This window comes from Acidobacteriota bacterium, from assembly GCA_030949985.1.
Lineage (GTDB): Bacteria > Acidobacteriota > Polarisedimenticolia > J045 > J045 > JALTMS01.
In genome coordinates, this window is the sequence record JAUZRX010000006.1 from 80986 (window position 1) to 101672 (window position 20687).

General features: G+C 69.6%; 19 protein-coding genes. 6 read left to right on the forward strand and 13 right to left on the reverse strand.

Annotated elements, in window-relative coordinates; all coding sequences use genetic code 11:
• Positions 1 to 23: 23 nt before the first annotated feature.
• Positions 24 to 470, reverse strand: a complete 447-nt coding sequence (locus Q9Q40_01180; GenBank protein ID MDQ7005824.1) for a hypothetical protein — start codon at positions 468 to 470, stop codon at positions 24 to 26.
• Between the two features lie 174 nt (positions 471 to 644).
• Here Q9Q40_01180 and Q9Q40_01185 point away from each other — a divergent pair, with 174 nt between their 5' ends.
• A complete protein-coding gene (locus tag Q9Q40_01185) occupies positions 645 to 2387 on the forward strand; it encodes a sulfotransferase (protein MDQ7005825.1) in 1743 nt (580 codons plus the stop codon).
• A 346-nt stretch (positions 2388 to 2733) separates the two neighbouring features.
• Here the strand turns inward: Q9Q40_01185 and Q9Q40_01190 are convergent, their stop codons facing one another.
• From Q9Q40_01190 to map, 8 genes are all read right to left on the reverse strand, one after another.
• Complete coding sequence (locus tag Q9Q40_01190) at positions 2734 to 3645, reverse strand: RnfABCDGE type electron transport complex subunit B (protein MDQ7005826.1); 912 nt, start codon at positions 3643 to 3645, stop codon at positions 2734 to 2736.
• A gap of 1 nt (position 3646) precedes the next feature.
• Entirely contained in the window at positions 3647 to 4351 is a 705-nt protein-coding gene (locus Q9Q40_01195; GenBank protein ID MDQ7005827.1) for an Rnf-Nqr domain containing protein, read from the reverse strand.
• On the reverse strand, positions 4351 to 5013 hold the full coding sequence (gene rsxE / locus Q9Q40_01200; protein MDQ7005828.1) for an electron transport complex subunit RsxE: 663 nt from the start codon (positions 5011 to 5013) through the stop codon (positions 4351 to 4353). The genes Q9Q40_01195 and rsxE overlap by 1 nt, the downstream gene beginning before the upstream one ends.
• A 2-nt stretch (positions 5014 to 5015) precedes the next feature.
• Positions 5016 to 5582: an FMN-binding protein gene (locus tag Q9Q40_01205; GenBank protein MDQ7005829.1), complete on the reverse strand. Its 567-nt coding sequence runs from the start codon at positions 5580 to 5582 to the stop codon at positions 5016 to 5018.
• An 11-nt stretch (positions 5583 to 5593) separates the two neighbouring features.
• Positions 5594 to 6565, reverse strand: coding sequence for an RnfABCDGE type electron transport complex subunit D (locus Q9Q40_01210; protein MDQ7005830.1), 972 nt, complete (start codon positions 6563 to 6565; stop codon positions 5594 to 5596).
• Positions 6566 to 6567: 2 nt separating this feature from the next.
• Positions 6568 to 7920, reverse strand: a complete 1353-nt coding sequence (gene rsxC, locus Q9Q40_01215; GenBank protein ID MDQ7005831.1) for an electron transport complex subunit RsxC — start codon at positions 7918 to 7920, stop codon at positions 6568 to 6570.
• Positions 7917 to 8285 (reverse strand): hypothetical protein, encoded by a 369-nt coding sequence (locus Q9Q40_01220; protein ID MDQ7005832.1) that lies wholly within the window; start codon positions 8283 to 8285, stop codon positions 7917 to 7919. Before Q9Q40_01220 ends, rsxC begins: the two co-directional genes overlap by 4 nt.
• Positions 8286 to 8441: 156 nt before the next feature.
• Positions 8442 to 9200 carry a type I methionyl aminopeptidase gene (map, locus tag Q9Q40_01225; GenBank protein MDQ7005833.1) on the reverse strand — a complete coding sequence of 253 codons (759 nt, stop codon included), beginning with the start codon at positions 9198 to 9200 and terminating at the stop codon, positions 8442 to 8444.
• A gap of 151 nt (positions 9201 to 9351) precedes the next feature.
• Between map and Q9Q40_01230 the strand changes: the two genes are divergently transcribed.
• The 3 genes from Q9Q40_01230 to Q9Q40_01240 are packed head-to-tail and all read left to right on the forward strand — an operon-like array spanning position 9352 to position 11113.
• A complete protein-coding gene (locus tag Q9Q40_01230) occupies positions 9352 to 9960 on the forward strand; it encodes an RNA polymerase sigma factor (GenBank protein ID MDQ7005834.1) in 609 nt (202 codons plus the stop codon).
• A complete protein-coding gene (locus Q9Q40_01235) occupies positions 9957 to 10379 on the forward strand; it encodes a hypothetical protein (protein ID MDQ7005835.1) in 423 nt (140 codons plus the stop codon). The genes Q9Q40_01230 and Q9Q40_01235 overlap by 4 nt, the downstream gene beginning before the upstream one ends.
• Positions 10380 to 10426: 47 nt before the next feature.
• A complete protein-coding gene (locus Q9Q40_01240; GenBank protein ID MDQ7005836.1) occupies positions 10427 to 11113 on the forward strand; it encodes a PDZ domain-containing protein in 687 nt (228 codons plus the stop codon).
• A 57-nt stretch (positions 11114 to 11170) separates the two neighbouring features.
• Here Q9Q40_01240 and lpdA read toward each other — a convergent pair whose 3' ends face one another.
• Genes lpdA through Q9Q40_01255 form a run of 3 tightly spaced genes read right to left on the reverse strand, consistent with a single transcriptional unit; the run spans position 11171 to position 16623 of the window.
• Positions 11171 to 12562, reverse strand: coding sequence for a dihydrolipoyl dehydrogenase (lpdA, locus tag Q9Q40_01245; protein ID MDQ7005837.1), 1392 nt, complete (start codon positions 12560 to 12562; stop codon positions 11171 to 11173).
• A gap of 3 nt (positions 12563 to 12565) precedes the next feature.
• Positions 12566 to 13756 carry a 2-oxoglutarate dehydrogenase complex dihydrolipoyllysine-residue succinyltransferase gene (odhB, locus tag Q9Q40_01250; GenBank protein ID MDQ7005838.1) on the reverse strand — a complete coding sequence of 397 codons (1191 nt, stop codon included), beginning with the start codon at positions 13754 to 13756 and terminating at the stop codon, positions 12566 to 12568.
• A gap of 11 nt (positions 13757 to 13767) precedes the next feature.
• Positions 13768 to 16623 carry a 2-oxoglutarate dehydrogenase E1 component gene (locus Q9Q40_01255; protein ID MDQ7005839.1) on the reverse strand — a complete coding sequence of 952 codons (2856 nt, stop codon included), beginning with the start codon at positions 16621 to 16623 and terminating at the stop codon, positions 13768 to 13770.
• A 527-nt stretch (positions 16624 to 17150) separates the two neighbouring features.
• Between Q9Q40_01255 and Q9Q40_01260 the strand changes: the two genes are divergently transcribed.
• The gene (locus Q9Q40_01260) at positions 17151 to 17663 is read left to right on the forward strand and encodes a hypothetical protein (GenBank protein ID MDQ7005840.1); all 513 of its coding nucleotides are present in this window, start codon (positions 17151 to 17153) and stop codon (positions 17661 to 17663) included.
• Positions 17664 to 17752: 89 nt separating this feature from the next.
• Complete coding sequence (locus Q9Q40_01265) at positions 17753 to 18598, forward strand: YihY family inner membrane protein (GenBank protein MDQ7005841.1); 846 nt, start codon at positions 17753 to 17755, stop codon at positions 18596 to 18598.
• Here the strand turns inward: Q9Q40_01265 and Q9Q40_01270 are convergent.
• Positions 18580 to 20592, reverse strand: coding sequence for a molybdopterin-dependent oxidoreductase (locus tag Q9Q40_01270; protein MDQ7005842.1), 2013 nt, complete (start codon positions 20590 to 20592; stop codon positions 18580 to 18582). The genes Q9Q40_01265 and Q9Q40_01270 overlap by 19 nt on opposite strands.
• Positions 20593 to 20687 lie beyond the last annotated feature (95 nt).

Sequence of the window (20687 nt, forward strand, 5' to 3'; positions counted from 1 at the left end):
CCGCCGGCTGGCAGCGCGTCGTTTCACCGGCGGCGCCCGATCAGCATTGTCGCCAGGCCGAAGATGCCCAGCAGGTATCCCAACGCCGACACCCAGGTCCCCCAGCGCCGGCCGGGGAGATGGACGTGCCCGGCATCGCCGGCCGGGCCGGCTTCGATGGCATCGAGGTCGAGGGGCAGAACCACCCCGTGTCCATCGGGGCTTTCGGCCCGCAACTCATAGTGACCGGGATCCGGCGGGAGAAAGGCCAGACGCCCCCGGTTGTCGGTGCGGCCCTGGGCGACCAGGGTCCCCGAATCCTCCGTCCGCAGGATCCAGGGCTGGTCCACGAAGGGCTCGCCATCGTCGGTCTGCAAGGTGAGTATCCAGGCCTCGCCACGGCTGAGGGCGTGCTGGACCTCGTGGGCCGCCAGGGGGCCGCCGGCCAGCAGCAGAACGACGACGAGGATCCCGATTCTCTTTCCCGTCATGAGGAAAACCCTCCGATAAAACTCCTGTTGCGGGCAGGGTCGTGTTACGAAGATTTGTATCGTAACACGACCGGTTCCCGGGAGCCGTGGCCCGACCCGCCCGGCCGGTGGGGGTTCCGCCAAGGCCTTCAGGCTCTCCGTCGGCGGCCGATAGGATCTCCCGAGGAGATACCGATGGTTCAGACAGCGCCGGATGCCGTCGTGGCCCCCCTTCCCTTGCCGTCGGCGCCCGCGGCGCTCCGGGACCTGCAGCGGGCCCTCGACGACCTGCGTCGGGATCGTCTCGGGGGGGCGATCCGGCGCCTCGAGCGCCTCCACCGGAAGCATCCTTCGGAGCCGGCGCCGGCCTACTTTCTGGCCCTGGTGCGCCTGAGGGCGGGGGACGACGAGGGCGCCGTATCGCCCCTCGAAGCCGCCGCGGCGGCCGCACCGGCGAGCGGAGAGGTGCAGGAGTTGCTCGGCCACCTGCGCCGCCGCCGGGGGGAGACCGCTGCGGCCGCCGAGGCCTACGCCCGCGCCCTTGCGGTGGATCCGGCGCGCCACGGCGCCGCCCACGGACTGGGGGTCTGCCACCTTCGCAGCGGGGGCGAGGCCCGCGCCGTCGAGCCCCTCGAGCGGGCGGTGGCCCTGCGCCCGGGCGAGCCCCGTTACCTGCGGGACCTGGGTACGGCACTGATCTTCGCCGGTCGTCCCGAGCAGGCGGTCGAGGCCTTCCAGCAGGTTCCGGAAGGGGAACTGGGTGCCGCCGGTCTGGCCAACCTGGGCTGGGCCTACGAGCTGTTGGGAGAGGATGAGCAGGCGTGGCGCTGCTACGACGAGGCCCTGGCCCGGGACGAGCGGGTCACCGCGCCCTACTACAAGCTGGCCCGGCGAGGGCGATACGACGATGCCGAGCACCTCGAGCTGCTCCTCGATCGTTTTGCCGGCGACGCCGCCGCCTGCGTCGATCTGCACTTCGCCCTGGGAGAAATCCTCCACCGCCGGGGCGAGGCGCGGCGGGCCTTCGAGCACTTCCGCCGGGGCAACCGCCTGGCCGGTGTGCGCCACGATCGGCGCGCTCGTTCGCTGATCACCCTGGCGCCCACCCTGTTCGCGGGTCGCGAATTCTTCGCCGAGCGCCGATGGTCCGACGACGGCGAGGGACGGGTGTTCATCGTCGGCATGCCCCGTTTGGGCACGTCCCTGGTCGAGCAGATCCTCGCCGCCCACCGGCGGGTGCACGCCCTCGGGGAAAACCTCTTCTTCGGAGAGGTCGCGCTGTCGATGGGGGGCCGGGAGGGCATCGAACGCGCCTACCCCTTCGGCCTGCTCGACCTGGATGCGGCGGTCGCCCGACAGATCGCCCGGGAGTACGAGCAGACCCTGCCCGCCGGTCTGCCGTCGGGCACCCTGACCACCGACAAGGCGCCGGCGAACTATGTGTTCCTGCCGCTGATCGCCCTGTGCTTCCCTCGCGCGAAGGTGATCGACCTGCGCCGGGATCCGCGGGACGTGGCGCTCTCGCTCTACTTCACCCACTTCCGTGGAGGAAGCTGCACCTTTTCCTACGACCTGGACGACCTGGCCGCGTGCCTGATCGACCACCACCACGCGATGGAGCACTGGCAGGCCCACCTGCCGGTCGAGATGCTGGAGCTGCACTACGAAGAGCTGGTCCACGACCCCGAGGGCCAATCCCGCCGCCTGCTCGACTTCGTCGGTCTCGACTGGGATCCCGCCTGCCTCGACTTCCACCGCCGCTCCGGCCCCTGTCTGACCGCCAGCCACGCCCAGGTCCGCCGTCCCGTCTACACCTCGTCCATCGGCCGGCACCGCCCCTACGCCGACCTGCTCCAGCCCCTGATCGACCGCCTCGAGCAAGCCGGTCTCGCCGTCGGATCCCATGCCCGTGTCAACTCGCTTGGGGGCGGTTGTTGACAGTCTCCAAAGAGTCCGGATCTTTCCGCGGCTTTAGGGATACTCACGTCACGAAAATCAAGACGGACGCGCGGTCATGGACTCATGACAAGCTTACCGGGTTGCGCCGGCGCGGCGTTGCCGCCGTGCAGAGCGGCGAGTCTCCTGCAGGCGTTGCGCGAGTGCTGGGAGTGCATCTCGCCTCGCGGCGCGGGTCGCGTGCTGCGGACTGCCGGCGGCCTCATCCCGTCCCAGGCAAACAGCAGGGGCTTTGGACTTCGCTCACGTGCGGAAGGGCCCCCTGAAACCGCGCCCGCCGGCTCGACCCGGCATCCCGCCCAAGACAGCCTTCCGGCTCCAGCCGCACTCAGCCCCTCCACTCCGCCTCGTCGGCGGTGGTCTTGAAGTCGGCCTCCACGCGCTCGGGGAGTTCTTCTTCGGCCACGGCCTGCTTGTCCGCCTCGGTGGGGGTACCGACGAAGAGCAGGGAGTCCATCGGGCACTTGTGCAGGGCGTCGCTGAAGTCGGTCGCCTCGGGGTCGTAGACGTCGTAGTTGAGCACCGGCAGGTTGCCGTCCATCTCGAGCAGGTCGCTGACCTTGGTGCAGGCCTTGCAGCCGATGCAGCCCACTTCGCAGACGGCCTTGACCTCGCCGCCGAAGTCCTTGTTGCAGCAGGCCACCACCATGATGCGCTCGGCCTTGAAGGGGACCATGGTGATGATGTTCCGCGGGCAGGCCTCCGCGCAGGCGCCGCAGCCGGTGCACTTGTCGTAGATCACTTCGGGCAGGCCGCGGTCGAGCAGCATCGCGTCGAAGTTGCAGGCCTCCACGCAATCGCCGAAGCCCAGGCAGCCATAGGTGCAGCCCTGGATGCCCGAGATTACGTTGGCCGCCGAGCAGGTCTGCTCGCCGATGTAGTCCATCCTGCCCTTGCGCTGGTCGAAGTGGGCGCCGCAGTGGATCACGGCCTTGTAGGGCCAGCTCTGCTCGACACTGACGCCCATCACCCCGGCGATGGCCTCCGCGCAGCTCGCGCCGCCCACCGGGCACTTGGTCACCGACTCGCCGCCCAGCACCACCGCCTCGGCGTACTCGCTGCAGCCCACGTAGCCGCAACCGCCGCAGTTGGCTCCCGGCAGCACGTCGTTGACCTGGATGATCTTCGGATCGACCTCGACGTGGAAGGCCTGGTTGGCCCAGCCGAGGACGAAGGACATGGCGATGGCGAGCAGCAGCATGGTGCCCGCGGCGAGGGAAATGACGACCCAGGTGAACATCTCAGGCTCCCGAAGAGAACAAGAGGTTGGCAAGGCCGCGGTCGACGCCCGTAAAGCCCATGAAGGCCATGGCGAGGATGCCGGCGACCAGCAGGGCGATGCCCGCGCCCTGGAGGGGCTTGGGTACGTCGCACTCGTCGAGTTCCTCACGAATGCCGGCCATGATGCTGATGGCCAGCGTGAAGCCGATTCCGCCGCCGGCGGCCAGCACCAGGGCGCTGTCGAGGCCCCAACGGGAGGCGTCGTCGACGCCGCTGACGTGCTTGAGGATCTCGAGGCAGGCGAAGAGGATCGCGCAGTTGGTGGTGATCAGGGGCAGGAAGACGCCGAACTGCTTGTAGAGCGGCGGGAAAAACTTGCGCACATACATCTCGACGAACTGCACCGACGAGGCGATGACGAAGATGTAGACGATGTAGCTGAGAATGCTCAGGTCCACCACCGTCTCGGGGTCTCCACCCGCCATCCGCCAGACCCAGGTGCTCAGGGGCGCGCCGGGGCGCAGGACGAAGGTGGTGAAGATCCAGCTCAGGGTGGCGGCGATGGAGATCACGAAGGTCACCGCGCAGCCCATGCCGAAAGCCGTGGAGACCTTGCGCGAGACGCCGAGGAAGGGGCAGATCCCGACGAAGTAGTAGAGCACGAAGTTCTTGATCAGGATCGCGCTCAGGCCGATGAGGGCCAACTCGCCGATATGCTCGAGCATCAGGCGGTCTCCTTGATGGTGTCGTGAGCGGCGGTGTTCGCGCTCTTGGCGTTCTCGGCCCGTCGGGCGCTGAGCCAGTTGACCAGGCCGAGCAGGCAGCCGAGGGTGAGGAAGGCGCCGGGGGGCAGGACCATCAGCACCCAGTCGGGCCAGGAGGCCGGCAGTACGTGGAAGCCGAACCAACTCCCCGAGCCGAGCAGCTCGCGCACCGTGGCGATGCTGGCCAGGGCCACGGTGAAGCCCAGGCCCATGCCGACGGCATCGGAGAGGGCGGTGAAGACGTTCTGCTTCTGGGCGCAGATCTCACAGCGCGAGATGATGATGCAGTTGACGATGATCAGAGGAATGTAGGGGCCGAGTTCCTTGCTCATCTGGTACATGTAGGCGGCCAGGAAGCGGTCGGCGATGGTGACGAAGGTGGCGATGGTCAGCGTGAAGACCAGGATCCGCAGGTGGGGTTTGAGCAGGCCCCGGATCAGGCTGGTGATCACGTTGGCCATGATCAGCACGAATGTGGTGGCTCCCGCCATGGTCATCGCCGCCTGCATGCCGTTGGTCACCGCCAACGTCGGGCACATGCCGAGAAGCTGCCGGTAGACCGGGTTTTCAGGCAGGATGCCGTTGACGAAGCGTTCGAGGGCGGTCGGCCCATCCTGGCTCATCTTTACCTCCCCGCGGCGGCCTTCAGCGGCCCGCGCACTTCGGTCACGGTACGGTTGACCAGGTCGGCGACGGTGACCGACGAGATCGTCGCGCCGGTGATGGCCTTGATCTGGTGGGGACCGGGCTCGGCGGCGCCCTTGACGACTTCAAGGGGCACCAGGGCGTCCTTGCCCTTGAACCGGTTCTGGAACTCGTCGCCCGTGATCTTGGCGCCGAGACCGGGAGTTTCTTTCTGAGAGAGGACGTAGATGCCGGTGATGGTCTTCACCTCGGCATCGACGCCCACCAGCACCTCCACCTGATCGGCAAAGCCCGTTGCCCGGGCCGGGACCACCCAACCCAGGGTGTCGCTGTCTCCCAGCGCCCGGTAGACCGTGCGGCCGTCCATGTCGTAGGGTTCACCCCGGGTCGCACCGGGAACCAGGCGCGGCACCTGGGAGAGGGTTTCCTCGAGCTTGTTGTGGGCGATGCGTTCGGCCACCACGAGCTCCATGCCCGCCAGGCTGGCGCCGAAGACCAGGGCCAGCACCAGCACGAGCCAGGCGGTAGTGATGTATCCCTTGCCCATCGATCCTCCCTTCAGCGGGCCGGCACGGGGCCGCCCACCGGCTCGGGGATGGTCCAGCGGTTGATCAGCGGCACCACGGCGTTCATCAGCAGCACGGCGAACATCACGCCCTCGGGATAGCCGCTGGCCAGGCGGATCAGCATCACCAGCGCTCCGAGTCCCGCGCCGAAGATCAGCTTGCCCCGGCCAGTGAGGGGGCTGGTCACCGGGTCGGTGGCGATGAAGAAGGCGCCGAAGAGCAGCGCGCCGCCGAGCAGGTGATGGAGGGGGTGGGTCAGGGCGCCGGGAGCAATCCACCAGGCGATGGACGCGATGACTCCCACCGAGGCCAGGGTGCCCAGCGGAATCTCCCACGACGCGGTGCGCCGCAGGCAGAGGTAGAGCCCGCCGATCAGGCAGGCCAGGGCGCTGGTCTCACCCAGCGAGCCGTTGGCCGTGCCCAGGGCCAGGGCGGTGAAGCCGGTGGCCTCGCCGAGTTGCTTGGCGGCGGTCAGGGGCGTGGCCTGGGTGATCACCTCGAGACCGGCGCCGGCGACGGTGTAGGCCGCCGCCCCCAGGGCGGCGGGAAAGCAGATCATCACGAAGGCCCGGCCCACCATCGCCGGGTTGAAGAGGTTCTGGCCCAGTCCGCCGAAGACGATCTTGCCGATGCCGACGGCCACCATCGAGGCGATCACGCTGACGTACCACGGGGCGCTCCAGGGCAGGGAGAGCCCGAGGATCAGGCCGGTGACCGCGGCCGAGGCGTCGCCCAGGGTGGGGCGCCGGCCCCGCCAGGAGGTGAACAGCGCCTCGAAGGCCAGGCAGGCCAGCACGCTCAGGCCCACCTGCTTGACGGCATACCAGCGGAAGACCCAGAGGGCCACGGCGATCACCGGGGCCAGGGCGATCAGCACGTCGATCATCATGCGCCGCGTGGTGAACGAGCCCTGGGCCAGGTGAGGCGAGGGGGCGACGCGCAGGGCGGGAGAGGATTCGCTCATCGTCAGCTCCGGGGGGCGGTAGCCTTGCCCATGCGGATCAACTGCACCAGCGGAATGCCCGCCGGGCAGGCATAGGCGCAGCAGCCGCATTCCATACAGGCAGTCATGTGATAGCGCCGGGCCACCTCCCAGTTCTTGTGGCGGCAGGCCAGGGCGATCTTGGTCGGGACCAGGTGCAGCGGGCAGACGTCCACGCAGCGCCCGCAGCGGACGCAGGATGTCTCTTCCCGCCGGCGAACCTCTTCTTCGGTGAGCACCACGATGCCGCTGGTGCCCTTGGTCACCGGCGTGTCCAGGTTGCCCAGGGCGAAACCCATCATCGGTCCGCCGGCGATCACCCGCCCCGCGTCGGGACGCAGGCCACCGGCGAAGTCGATCAACTCGGCGTAGCTCGCGCCGATGGGGGCGAGGATGTTGGTCGGGCGCGTGATGCCGCGGCCGGTGACGCTGACCACCCGGTGGGTCAGGGGGCGGCCCCGCAGCACGGCGCGGGCCAGGGCCGCCGCGGTGCCCACGTTCATCACCACCACGCCCACGTCCAGGGGCAGCCCGCCGGTGGGGACGATCCGGGCCAGGGCGGAGAGAATGAGCTGCTTTTCGCCACCCTGGGGGTACTTGGTGCGCACCTCGACCACCCGCGCCCGGGTTCCTTCGGCTGCCGTGCGGGCCGCGGCGATGGCCTCGGGCTTGTTGTCCTCGATGGCCAGCAGCACCTGGTCGGCGCCGCAGGCCCGGCCGGCCAGCAGGGCCCCGGTGACCACGGCGTCGGCCGCCTCGACCATCAGGCGATTGTCGGCGTTGAGGTAGGGCTCGCACTCGCAGCCGTTGACCAGCAGGGTGTCGATGGGCTTGTCGGCGTTGCGCTTGAGCTTGACATGGGTCGGGAAGGCGGCCCCTCCCAGGCCCACCAGGCCCGCCTGGCGGGCGGCGTCGACAATGGCCCCGGGATCGTGTCCGGCGACGTCTTTCGGCCAGGGACCGCCGAAGATCTCCTCCCGCAGGGCCTCGCCCTCGAGCTGGTCCCCGGCCGCCTTGACCGGGATGGCCGGCACGTGGCGGCCGTTGGGCAGGGTGGCCACGGAGACCTTGGCGGTCTTACCGGCGATCGAGGCGTGGACCGGCGCCGAGACGAAGGCCTCGCTGCTACCCAGCAGATCGCCCAGGGCGACTTCGGTACGGGGCTTGACCACCGCCTCGTTGGGAGCGCCCGTGTGCTGGAGGAGGGGAATCTTCACCTGCTTGGGTGTGGGCAGGACCTCGATCTGCACCTTGTCCGAGAGTTGCTTGCACTCCGGGGGATGGATCCCGCGGGGAAAGGTGCCTCGGCCCGCGGCAGGGCTCGCCATCGCGCTCATCTCTTCTCCGTGGGTGTGTGGGGGCTCCGGGAGGGGGCCTCGGAGGAAAGGAAGAATGTGGAAATCCCGCGGGCCAGGGCCACGCCGACCCCCAGCCCCAGGGCGGCTCCCAGCAACTGGTGCAGGGGAGTCTCGCCCAGCAGGGCTCCGCCGGCGGCCAGGGGCAGGGGCAGGATGAAGACCACCCCCGCCAGCACGGCCTGGCGGCCGCCCGTCCAGCCCGCCGTCTCGATGCGGGCGCTGGCGGCTTCGGCTCCCGCCAGTCCGCAGTCGCCGCAGTTTCCCCCGGAACAGCCGGAGACGGGGGGGGCGGAGCCTGGGGGCTCCCGGTCCGGGGAGGGGGGGGCGACCAGCACGGGTCTCATGGTTTCCCTCGGGAATCAGGCGGCGAAGCCGGAAACAGTCCGGAAGGTTCCGGAAAAGAAATTACTGTCCAGCCAAGGGCGGCTAATTATATGGCTAGTCAGTGAGGGTCTCAAGGCAAAATTCGCCTCCGTCGCCGAGGGACGACGACGGCCCCCTCAGGTGGGGCGGCGCGTGAGGATCTCGACGCCGTCAGGGGTGACCAGCACGGTGTGCTCGGCCTGGGCGCTGAGCTTGCGGTCGGCGGTCACCGCGGTCCAGCCGTCGCGCAGGATCTCGCAGCGGGCCGTGCCCTGGTTGATCATCGGCTCGATGGTGAAGGCGTTGCCGGGCCGCATCACCGGTCCGGTGCCCGCCCGGGCGGCGTGGGAGACCTGGGGCGGCATGTGGAACTTGCGCCCGATACCGTGGCCGCAAAACTGGGTGACGATGCCGTAGCCGTGGCGACCGGCCGCGTAGGCCTCGATCGCCGCGCCGATGTCGCCGATGTGGCCTCCGGGCCGGACCTGCCCGATGCCCAGCGCAAGGCTGTGGCGGGTGACGTCCACCAGCTTGCGGGCCTCGGGCTTGACCTTGCCGACGAGGAACATCTCGGAGGTGTCGCCGTGGAAGCCGTCCAGGTGGACGGTCACATCGATGTTGATGATGTCCCCTTCCTTCAGTCGCCGGGAACCGGGGATGCCGTGGCAGACCACCTCGTTGACCGACGTGCAGATGGAGCGGGGAAAGCCCTTGTAGTTGAGGGGGGAAGGATAGGCTCCATGATCGACGATGAAGTCGTGGCAGAGTCGGTCCAACTCGTCGGTGGTCACACCGGGCACCACGTGGGGGCCGATGAACTCCAGCACCCGGGCGGCGAGCCGGCAGCTCGCCCGCATCTTGACGATTTCATCCGCGCTGAGAACGGGCAGTCGCATGGGGATTCCTCGGTGAAGCGGCCCAAGCTAGCCGTCCCGCCTGCCCGGGTCAACTCCGGCCGGGAGGGAACCGGTGGGCCGCCGGGACGTTTTAGGGGGTGAAGGAAGGGCCGACCCGGCGGAAAGGCCGCAGCGGGTGGAAGGAGAGCCGATGACGGGTCCAGTCGTGGCGCCGGTCGCCTGGGATCCCGGCCGGACGGCCGATACCGCGGATCGGCTGATGGCGCGGGTGGCCGCCGGAGACCGGGAGGCCTTTGCCGAGCTGGTGGAAACACACAAGGACGACCTGGTGGCCTATCTCTATCGCCTCAGCGGTCACCGGCAGACCGCCGAAGACCTGGCCCAGGAAACCTTTCTCCGCCTCTACCGCGCCGCGGGGCGTTACCGGGCCCGGGGGATGTTCCGGGCCTACCTGTATCGCATCGCCACCCATCTCGTGCGCAGTGCCGAACGCCGGGGGCGGCTGCTGCGCTTCGTCCCCCTGGCGGCCGCATCGGCGGCCCGCTCGCCGCTGCCCGGGCCGGAGGTCCAGGCGGAAAAGGGCCAGGCCCTCTCCCGGGTCGCCAGGGCCCTGGCCGACCTGCCGCTCAAGTACCGGGCTCCCCTGGTGCTGCGGGCGGTGGAAGGCTGGAGCATCGAAGAGATCGGCCAGGCCCTCTCGCTGCCTGCGGGAACGGTCAAATCGCGGATCTCCCGCGCGCGCCGCCGCCTGCGGGAGAGGCTCGAAAACGAAGCAGACCCGGGCAGGGAACCACGATGAGAAAAGACCTCAGTGACAGGCACCTCGATCGTCTTCTCGGCGCCCTCCGGCGTCCTCCGGCCTCGCCCGGCTTCACCCGGGGCGTGGTCCGGTCCCTCGACGAGTCGCGTCCTTCGCGGCGTCCCGCCGCGGTGGCCGCGGTGGTCCTGGCCGCCATGGTGCTGACGGCCGCGGTGCTGCTCGGCCTCAAGCCCCCTTCGTCGCCTTCGGCAGGCTCACCGGCCTTGGTGGTGCGGGAAGAGATCTCCCGCCTGCAGCAGGAGCTGGATCAACTCCGCCGCCAGGCCGCGCCGCCGCTGGTGCTCCTCGATGCCGGGGGCGATCGGCCGCTGGCGGTGGAGTTGGGCCGCCGTGCCGAGCGGGAGCCCTCACGGATCTACGCTGTCTACGCCGCGGCCGATGGCCGCATCACCTATTGACCGGCAGGCCCTGCGGAGCCTCGCCGCGACACCCGGAGGCCCTCACGATGATCAGCGATTTCTTCGTCCGTTCCCTGTCCCTCCTCGTGCTGCTGGCCCTGGCGGGTCCGGCCCCCACGGCGGTGTGCGCCGAGGAGCCGCCGTCCGCCTCCCCAGACGCCCCCAGGGTTTTCGTCATCGAGGGAGGGCCTTCCTTCCTGCGCGGGCTGCCGGGCCGGACGCAGGCCTTCCTCGGTGTGGCGCCGGTGGACCTGACCGGTGAACTCTGCCGGCATTTTGGCGTGGAGGCTTCCGGCGCCGTGATGATCGGCCGGGTGGAGGAGGATTCTCCCGCCGCGAAGGCCGGAGTCGAGGTGGGCGACATTCTGTTGGCCGTCGACGGCAGACCGGTGGAAAGCGGCCTGCAGCTCAAGACGAGGGTCCTGGGCAAGCAGGTCGGCGAGAGCCTGCGCCTCGAGGTGTGGCGGGACGGCCGCACCGTGGAACTGGAAGCGGAAGTGGGACAGCGGCCGCGGAGCGGCCTGGCCGTCAAGTGGATCGGGCCGATGCGCCGGGCCCGGGAGGCCGTCCGCCAGGCCCGGGAAGAGTGGGCCGCGGATCTCGATGACGGTGGTTGGCTGAGGGAGCTGAAGGAACTCGAGCGCGCCCGCGAAAAGGAATTGCGCGAGCGCATCGACCAGCTCGAAGAGAAGCTCAGGCAGCTTACCGAGCGTCTGGATCGGAACTCCCGCTAGCGGCCCGTCGGCAACGGGTGCCGCCGCTCTTCCACGGATAACGGCCCCCGCCGGGCGCTAGATGTGCAGCGCCCGCTCATCCACGGCCAGGGCGGCCTCCTTCAGGGTCTCCGCGAGGGTGGGGTGCGCGTGGACCGCCCGCGCCAGGTCCTCGGAGCTGGCGCCGTACTCGATGGCCACCGCCGCCTCGGCGATCAGGTCGCCGGCCCGGGCCCCGATGATGTGTACCCCCAGCACGCGGTCGGTCTCGGCATCGGCCAGTATCTTGACCCGGCCCTGGATCTCACCGAGCGCCTGGGCCCGGCCGTTGGCCGCGAAGGGAAAGACTCCCTTGCGGTAGGCGCGTCCCTGTTCGGCGAGTTGCTCTTCGCCGGGGCCCACCGAGGCGATCTCCGGGTGGGTGTAGACGATGGCGGGGATCGCGTCGTAGTTCACGTGGCCGTGGCCGGTGACGATTTTCTCCACGCAGGCGATACCTTCTTCCTCGGCCTTGTGGGCCAGCATCGGGCCGTCGATCACGTCGCCGATGGCGTAGATTCCCGCCGTGGTCGTGGCGTAGTTCGCGTCGACGGGAATGCGACCCCGTTCGTCGAGGCTGATGCCCACCTCCTCGAGGCCCAGGCGTTCGGTGTTGGGCTTGCGGCCCACGGCCACCAGCAGTCGGTCGCCTTCCACCGGGTCCCGGCCTTCGATCTCGATCACGACCCTGGTTCTGCCCTTCCGGGAGGCGCCGGTGACCCGGCAGCCGAGCTGGAAGGTCAGTCCCTGGCGCGTGAGGATGCGCCGGGCCTCGTTGGCCATTTCCATGTCCATGCCGGGAAGGATGCGATCGAGGTATTCGACGATGGTCACCTTCGATCCGAGCCGCCGCCAGACGGAGCCCAGCTCGAGGCCGATGGCCCCCGCGCCGATCACGACCAGGTGGGAGGGGGCCTTGGCCCAGGTCAGGGCCTCGGTGCTCGAGACGATGCGCTCGCCATCGAAAGCGATACCGGGCAGGGTGGCCGGGACACTGCCGGTGGCGATCAGGATCCGCTCGGCGCGGACATCGATGGTGCCCTCGGGGCCTTCCACCACGACGGAGTCCGGCGCGGTCAGCCGGGCGTGGCCCATGTAGCGGGTGACATGGTTCTTGCGCAGCAGACCGGCGATGCCCTTGGCCAGGGTCTCGACGATCTTGGCCCGGCGGGCCTGGAGCGCTTCCAGGTCGATGCTGACCCGGCCGAGGCGGATGCCGTGGTCGTCCAGGCCCGAGCGCAGCTGGTCGTAGCGCTCGCTGGACTCGAGCATCGCCTTGCTGGGGATGCAGCCCACCCGCAGGCAGGTGCCGCCCAGGGCCGGTTCCTTCTCGATACAGCCCACGTCGAGGCCGAGTTGGGCCGCACGCAGGGCGGCGACGTATCCTCCGGGGCCCGCACCGATGATCACCAGGTCGTGTTTCTGGGGCACGGCTCATATCTCCAGCAGGATGCGGGAGGGGTTCTCCACGCATTCCTTGATGCGCTTGAGGAAGGTCACGGCTTCCCGGCCATCGACGATGCGATGGTCGTAGGTCAGGGCGACGTACATCATCGGCCGGATCACCACCTGGCCGTCGACGGCCACTGGACGGTCCTGGATGGCGTGCAGGCCGAGGATTCCGCTCTGGGGCGGGTTGACGATGGGCGTCGAGAGCAGCGATCCGTAAACGCCACCGTTGCTGATGGTGAAGGTTCCGCCCTGCAGCTCTTCGATCTTCAGCCTGGAGCTCTTGGCGCGCGCGGCGAAGTCGCCGATGGCCTGCTCGACCTGGGCGAAGCTCATACGTTCGGCGTTGCGCAGCACAGGCACCACCAGGCCGCGACCGCCGCCGATGGCGACACCGATGTCGTAGTAGTGGTGGTAGACGATCTGCTCGCCGTCGATCCGGGCGTTGAGTTCGGGAATCACCTTCAGCGCCTCGATGGCGGCCTTGACGAAGAAGGACATGAAGCCCAGCTTGACGCCGTAGCGCTCGAGGAAAGCCTGCTTGTGGGCCGCGCGCAGCTCGATCACCCGGCTCATGTCGATCTCGTTGAAGGTGGTCAGCAGGGCCGCCTCGTGCTGGGAACTCACCAGGCGCTCGGCGATGCGGCGGCGCATGGGGGTCATGGTCACCGCCTCGGTCGCCCGGCCCGGCGCGCCTTCCGCCGCGCTGGATCCGGCGCCGGCGCCGGCGGCGTGCCGCAGAACGTCTTCTTTCAGCAGGCGCCCTCCGGGGCCACTGGGCTTGACGTCACCGGCCTCGAGGCCGGCGGCGGCCAGCGCGCGGGCGGCGGCGGGCATCACCCGCGGCCCGGCGTCCGCGGCCGGCTCCGGCGGCACCTGCGGCGGCGCGTCGTCCGTGTCCGGGGCCGGCGCGGCCGGCTCGGGCGCCGCGGGCGCGGCGCCCGCCTCCATCAGGCCGACCACGTCTCCGACCTGCGCACTGCTGCCCTCCTGCTTGAGGATTTCCTTGAGTACGCCGCCGACGGGGGCGGGCAACTCGGCGGTGACCTTGTCGGTTTCGATCACGACCACCGGATCGTCCTGGGCCACGTACTCCCCCGGTTGTACCAGCCAGGCGCCGAGGACCACGTCGGTGATCGATTCGCCGAAGGAGGGGATCTTCAATTCTACGGACATCGGAGTCTCCACTACTGAAGGCCGGCGAAGGCCAGGTCGAGCACGGCGTTCTGTTCGATACGATGACTGCGGGCCGAGCCCGTGGCCGGGCTGGCCGAGGCCTGCCGATAGATCCCGGTGAAGGGGTGCCGGTTGAGCATCCGGTCGCCGAAGATCACCTTGAGGTAGCGCCAGGCGCCCATGTTCTCGGGCTCTTCCTGGATCCAGAGCACCCCCACCTGCTCGGGATAGGCCGCCAGGACTTCCTCGATGCGCTCGATCCGCAACGGGTAGAGCTGCTCGAGGCGGAGGATCGCCACGTCCCGGCGCCCGATCTTTTCGCGGTGCTCCAGCAGCTCGTAGTAGATCTTTCCGCTGCACATCAGCACGCGCCGAATCTGGTCCGCGGGGCCCACCACCTCGTCGGGGAGCACCCGGCGGAAGCGGCCGGAGGTGAAGTCCTCGATGGGCGACACGCAGCGCGGATGCCGCAGCAGGCTCTTCGGGCTCATCACGATCAGCGGCTTGCGCCAGCGGCGGAGGACCTGCCGCCGGAGCAGGTGGAAATACTGGGCCGGCGTGGTGGTGTTGATGACCTGGATGTTTTCTTCGGCAGCGAGGCTGAGGAAGCGCTCGAGACGGGCACTGGAATGCTCCGGACCCTGGCCCTCGAAGCCGTGGGGCAGGAGCATCACCAGGCCGCTGAGCCGCCGCCACTTGTCTTCGGCGCTGGTGATGAACTGGTCGATCAGGACCTGGGCCACGTTGCAGAAGTCACCGAACTGGGCTTCCCAGATGGTCAGGCCGTCGGGCATGTCGAGGCTGTAGCCGTACTCGTAGCCCAACACGCCCACCTCGGAAAGGGGCGAGTTGACGATTTCCACCGGCGCCTGGCCCACGGCCACGTGCTGAAGGGGAATCCATGTCTCGCCGTTACCCCGAGCATCGTGGAGCACGGCGTTGCGCTGGGAGAAGGTGCCCCGGCCGGTGTCCTGTCCGGCGAAGCGCAGGCGGTGGCCCTCCTCGACCAGGCTGGCCAGAGCCAGGGCTTCGGCGGTGGCCCAGTCGAGGGGGAGTTTGCCCTCGGCCATCTCCCGCCGTCGGGCGAGAAAACGTTCAATCTTGGGGTGGGGCTGAAAGCCCTCGGGAACCCGCGTGAGGGCCGCCATCAGCCGCTGGAAGCGCTGGGGTTCGAGAGCGGTCTCCACTTCGGGCAGATTGCGCTCGAGGCCTCCGCTGTAGGCCGACCAGCGGCCCCGACCGTCTTCCGAGTGGACGTGGAAGTCGAAACGGCGGGCCATCGACAGCTCCCGGTCGAGCTCTTCCCGCCGGGCCCAGGCCAGGGCGTCGGCCTCTTCGCGGGTCACGTCGCCGAGCTTGAGCAGGTGTTCGAGATAGCCTTCCCGCACCGACTTGCGCGCCCGGATCGCCTTGTACATCGCCGGTTGGGTGAAGGCCGGCTCGTCACCTTCGTTGTGGCCGTGACGCCGGTAGCCGTACATGTCGATCACCACGTCCTTGCGGAAGGTCCTGCGGAAGTCCATCGCCAGCCGAACGACCTGGGCGACGGCCTCGGGATCCTCACCGTTGACGTGGAAAATGGGGATCTGCAGCATCCGCGCCACGTCGGTGGCGTAGAGGCTCGAGCGGCCTTCGTCGGGGCAGGTGGTAAAACCGATCTGGTTGTTGACGATCACGTGGATCGTCCCGCCGGTGCGGTAGGCCTCGACCTCGCTGAGGTTGAAGACCTCCTGCACGACGCCCTGGCCGGCGAACGCGGCATCGCCGTGGATCACCAGGCCGAGCACCTTCTCGCGCCGCTCGTCACCCCGCACGTCCTGCTTGGCCCGCACCCGGCCCAGGGCCACGGGGGAGACGAATTCCAGGTGGCTGGGATTGAAGCAGAGGGAGAGGTGCACCGTGCGGCCCGAGGCGGTGGGACGATCGTAGCTCCAACCCAGGTGGTACTTGACGTCGCCGCGTCCGATGTAGAGTTCGAAATCCCGGTCCTCGAACTCGGCGAAGATCTTGCTCGGACTCTTGCCCATGATGTTGGCCAGGACGTTGAGTCGGCCGCGATGGGCCATGGCCAGCACGATCTCTTCCAGGCCGTCTTCACCGGCCTTTTCGATGGTCAGGTCGAGCAGGGGGATCAGGCTCTCCGAACCCTCGAGGGAAAAGCGCTTGGCCCCGAGATACTTCTTCTGGATGAATTCCTCGAAGATCACCGCGTCGGTGAGTTTCTGCAGGATGCGATGCTGGGTGCCGCGGTCCAGGTGGAGGCGGTTTTCCGTCGACTCCATCCGGCTCTGCAGCCAGTTCTTCACCGCCAGGTTGTCGATGTGCATGAACTGCACGCCGATGGAGCGGCAGTAGGTGTTGCGCAGCCGCTCGAGGATCTGGCGGATCGTGTGCCGGCCGGAGGTGCCGGCGATGGTGCGCGAGGAGACCACGCGGTCGAGGTCGGCGTCGGTCAGGCCGTAGAACTCCGGTTCGAGTTCCGGCTGGCGGGGCGGGGTGTCCGGCGCCGCTCCGCGCTCCTGGCCCACCAGGGGCAAGGCGTGGGGGCGGCCGAGGGGGTCGACCCTGGCGATCAGGTGGCCCCGGACCCGGTAGGCGCGAATCAGCTGATCGACCCGGTCCTGCAGCGCCACGGCCTCCGAGACCTCGCTCGGGCCGCCCTGGGGCGGGGCGGGGTCGAAGAGGGTGCGCGGCGGCGTGGCGGGACCGACCCGCGGCGGGGTGGCTCCCGAGGGGGCGCCGGCCATTTCGGCTTCGAAATACGCGCGCCACGAGGCGTCCACGGAGGCGGGATCCTCGAGGTACCGCCGGAAGATTTCTTCCACGAAAGCCAGCGAAAGACAGCCCGGGGCGGGTGGGGAGGTCATCGGCTTCGGTCCGGTTCCGGCACGGCCTGTCTCTGTTCGTCGTGCATCGTCTTTTTTTCGTCTCCCAGCGTGTCTTAAGGTTCCAGAGAATAGTTAATGCGCGGCTGCCGCGCCATCAAGGCGGAGGGGGAGGGGTGGACGGGGCCGTCTCGTCCGCCTAGCTTCCCGGGGGATGGGGGGCGTGCGCCTCCGCCAGGACCCGGGGGGGCCCCTCGGGCGAGAAAAGGATTCCGGTGCGGCAGTTCCCCGTGGTTGGACGGATCGGCCGGTGGCTGGTCCACGCTGTCTCGCAAGCCTGCAGCCGGGTGCTCGCGGGTGCCGGTGTCACGCGTCGGTGCCGCCACGAGTCCGTTCGGAAGCCGCCCCCGACCCCCGGTCGCGGGTCGGCGTCCGGGTCGGGTGGCGTTGCCGGTGACGGCCGGAGTTCCCTGCCGCCCCCTTCGCGGGGTATGGGACTGGCGAGCCGGGAGGTTTTCGAATGCCATGTGCCCGCCAGCCGGCTGGAGGAGCTGTGGAGGCGCTTTGCGGTGCAGCCGGACCGCGCTCTCGAACAGCTCGAGGCGCTGTTGCAGCGGGCGCCGGAGGATCCCCGCCTGCTGCACGCGGTCTGCTTGATGCGTTCGACAGCCCGCCGCACTTCCGCCGCGGTGCGCCTGGGGGCGATCGCCGTTCCCCTTTGCCTGGAGCGGGGGGAAATGCGGCTGGCGGCCGAGATCTTCGCCGCCCTGTTGCCCCATGCCCGGGACCTGGGCCTGGACTATCGCCAGCTCGTCACCATCGGCTACAGCCTCGAGCAGATGCGCGACCGTCCCCGGGCGGCCCACGCCTTTGCCCGGGCGCTGCGGCTGGATCCGGCGGCGGAGCCCGCCGGCGTGGGCCTGCTCCGGGTGGCGGAGTACCTCGCGGCGGACCCCGCGACGGCTTCCCAGGCGCGGGGGATCGTCGATTTCCTCCTGCAATACGGTGAGCACCAGCGCTGCCGCCGGCTGGCGCGGGAAGTGGCAGCCGCCTGGGTTGGCGCCGGCCGCCCCGGGAACTGATCGGCCGGTCGCCCGGGAGTAGAATCGCGGGTGCCTGCCGGGATCGGGCCGGGCCGTCCGATGGAGACGTTTCCTGCCGGGAGAAAGGTATGGTTCGCTTGCGGCAATGGCTGACGGTGCCTGGCATGACCTTCAGGCGCCTGCGCGAGGATCGCTGCCTGGCCAGCGCCGCGGAACTCTCCTTCCTGACGATCTTCGCCCTGGTGCCGGCGATGGCGGTGGTCTTCCCGCTGCTGGCCGCCCTGCCGTATTTCCAGGATGTCGGCCGCCGGCTCCAGGATTTCGTCTTCCGCAACTTCCTGCCCACCAGCGGCGAGTTGATCGGCGAGCACCTCCAGCGTTTCGCCGAGCGGGCCAGCCACCTGTCCCTGCTGGGCCTGGTGGTCCTGGCGGCGACCGTGTTCATGGCGATCTCGGCGGTGGAGACCAAGGTCAACCAGATCTGGCGGGTGCCGAAGAGTCGTCCGCTGGGGCGGCGGTTGCTGCTCTACTGGGCGGCGGCGCTGCTGGTGCCCCTGCTGGCCGGTGTGGGCCTGCTGGTCTCGTCCTACCTGGCCAGCCTGCCGCTGCTGTCGGCGGTGGCCGCGATGCCGGCGGTTTCCCGCTGGTGGCTCCGGGGCCTGGTCTGGGGCTCCGAGTTCGGCGCGTTTTTCCTGCTCTACTGGTTGCTGCCCAACCGGCGGATCCCGCTGGGTCCGGCGAGCCTGGTCGCGGGACTGATGACGGGGGTCTTCGAGGCCGCCAAGGTGGGCTTCGTGATCTATCTTCACCGGGTGCCGACCTACGAGGCGATCTACGGGGCCCTGGCCGCGATACCCCTCTTCCTGTTCTGGATCTACATCTCCTGGGTGATCATCCTGTTCGGGGCCGAGCTGACATGCTGCTGCACCGTGATCGCCGAGGGCCGCGCCGGCCTTCAGGCCCGTTCGACCTGAACGCGCGCATCGTTGAAACAGGCGCCTCCGCCCAGGTCCGCCAGGGTGTCGGGGCAGAGGGTGTTGGCCGTCGCGCCGTTGAGGGTGTGGTGGCTCCAGAGGCCCTTGGGCAGGCTGACCACGCCGGGCCGCAACCCAGGAGCGATGCGGGCGTGACAGAGGACCTCGCCCTGGGCATTGAATACCCGAACGCCGTCGCCGTCGCCGATGCCGCGGGACGCGGCATCGGCGGGGTGGATCTCCAGCGCGGCCGGTGTGCTGGAGAGCTGCCCGAAAGTCGAAGAAATGCGCCGGGATACGGCGGGGCTGATCAGGGCCAGGGGGTGGTCCCCGGTGGCCGGATCTTCCTGGTAGACGTAGAGGCCGGCGGGGGCCTGGGCGTCGAGCCGGGGGGGGAAGAGGTGGACGCGTCGGTCGTCGGTACCCGGGAAGACGTCGACGAAGGAGACCGGAGCCGGGCCGCAAGGGGGTGCGGCGACGCCCCGGTCCTGTAGCTGGCGGGCCAGGGCCGCGGGATCGCCCACCGAACGCACCACCGCCGCGGCGGCGGCCTCCGGGGTCTCGGGGTCTGTCGGTCGAGCGACCCCGACGCGCCGGCAGAGTTCGGAGAAGACCGACAGGTTGGAGCGGGCCTGGCCCACCGGCGCGATGGCGGCCGGGGCCAGGCTCATGGCCAGCGCGCCGTAGGAACGGCTGAGTTCGGTGCGTTCGAGAAAGGTCGCGGCGGGGAGCAGCACGTCCGCCCAGCGGGCGGTGTCGGTCATCACCTGCTCGAAGACGACCGTGAACAGGTCCTCCCGCGCCAGGCCGGCGCGCACCTTCTGCTGCGCGGGGAGGGTCGCCAGGGGGTTGCAGTTGTAGACGAAGAGCAGGCGGATCGGCGGATCGGCGGCGAGCAGGGCCTGGCCCACCTGGTTGAGATTGATCACCCGCGTGGCAGGCCAGGTCTCTCCCGCGGCGGCCAGGGGGTCGTGATCCCAGGCGCCGGAGCTGCTGGCCGTGAAGCCGCCGCCGCGGACGCCGAATTTCCCGGCCACTGCCGGGAGTGCCAGGATCGCCGCGCAGGCGCTGCCCCCGTTGCGGTTGCGTTCGACGCCCCAGCCGAGGCGGATGACCGCCGGAGAACTTTCGGCATAGAGCCGGCAGAAGGCCTCGAGCGCTTGCCTTTCGATGCGGCAGACCTGGGCGGCCCGCTGGAGGGTCCAGGGCTCGGCGCGTCGGCGCAGCGGCTCGAGACCGGTACTGTGGGCGGCGAGAAAAGCCTCGTCGGCCCGGGACGTGGACAGCAGCCAGCGGATCACCGCCAGCGCCAGCGGCAGATCCGTCCCCGGGTGGGGCGCCAGGTGCAGGTCGGCTTGCGCGGCCAGCCCGGTGCGTCGGGGATCGATCACCACCAGCCGGGCTCCCCGTCGGCGGGCGGCCCGGATCTGCGGGACCAGGTGAATGCCGGAGACTTCTGGATTGGCGCCCCAGATCACGATCAGTCCCGCGTGGACGTAGTCGGTCAGGGCGACTCCCGGCATCCGGCCGTAGAGGCCGCGGTGGGCGGCGCCGGAGGGGGCGGCGCAGAGGGTGCGGTCGATTCGACTGGCGCCCAGGCGGGCCAGCAGGCGGAAGTCGGCGGAGTCCTGGCTGAGCATGCCGTTGGATCCGCCGTAGCACACCGGCAAGATCGCCTCGCCGCCCCAGCGTCGTCGGGTCGCCAGCAACTGTTCGGCCACCCGGTCGAGAGCCTGGTCCCAGTCGACGGCTTCGAACGTGCCCGCGCCCTTGGGGCCCCGGCGCAGCATCGGGGTGCGCAGCCGCTGCGGGCAGTAGAGATGCTCGGCCATGCGTCGCACCTTGCCGCAGATCAGGCCGTCGGTCAGGGGGTTGCGGCGGTCGCCGTCGATGCGGACGACCCGCCCGTCTTCCACTTCCACCGTCAGGCTGCAGGCGTCGGGGCAGTCCAGTGGACAGGTGCTCTCGCGTCGACGGCGGGTGGGCGAATCCATGGCGACCTCCTTCAAGCCGGGTGATCCCTGATCTTAGCCCGCATGATGCGCGAACCTTCGAGTCCAGCGCCGGGCCGGCATGCCGGCCTGTTCGC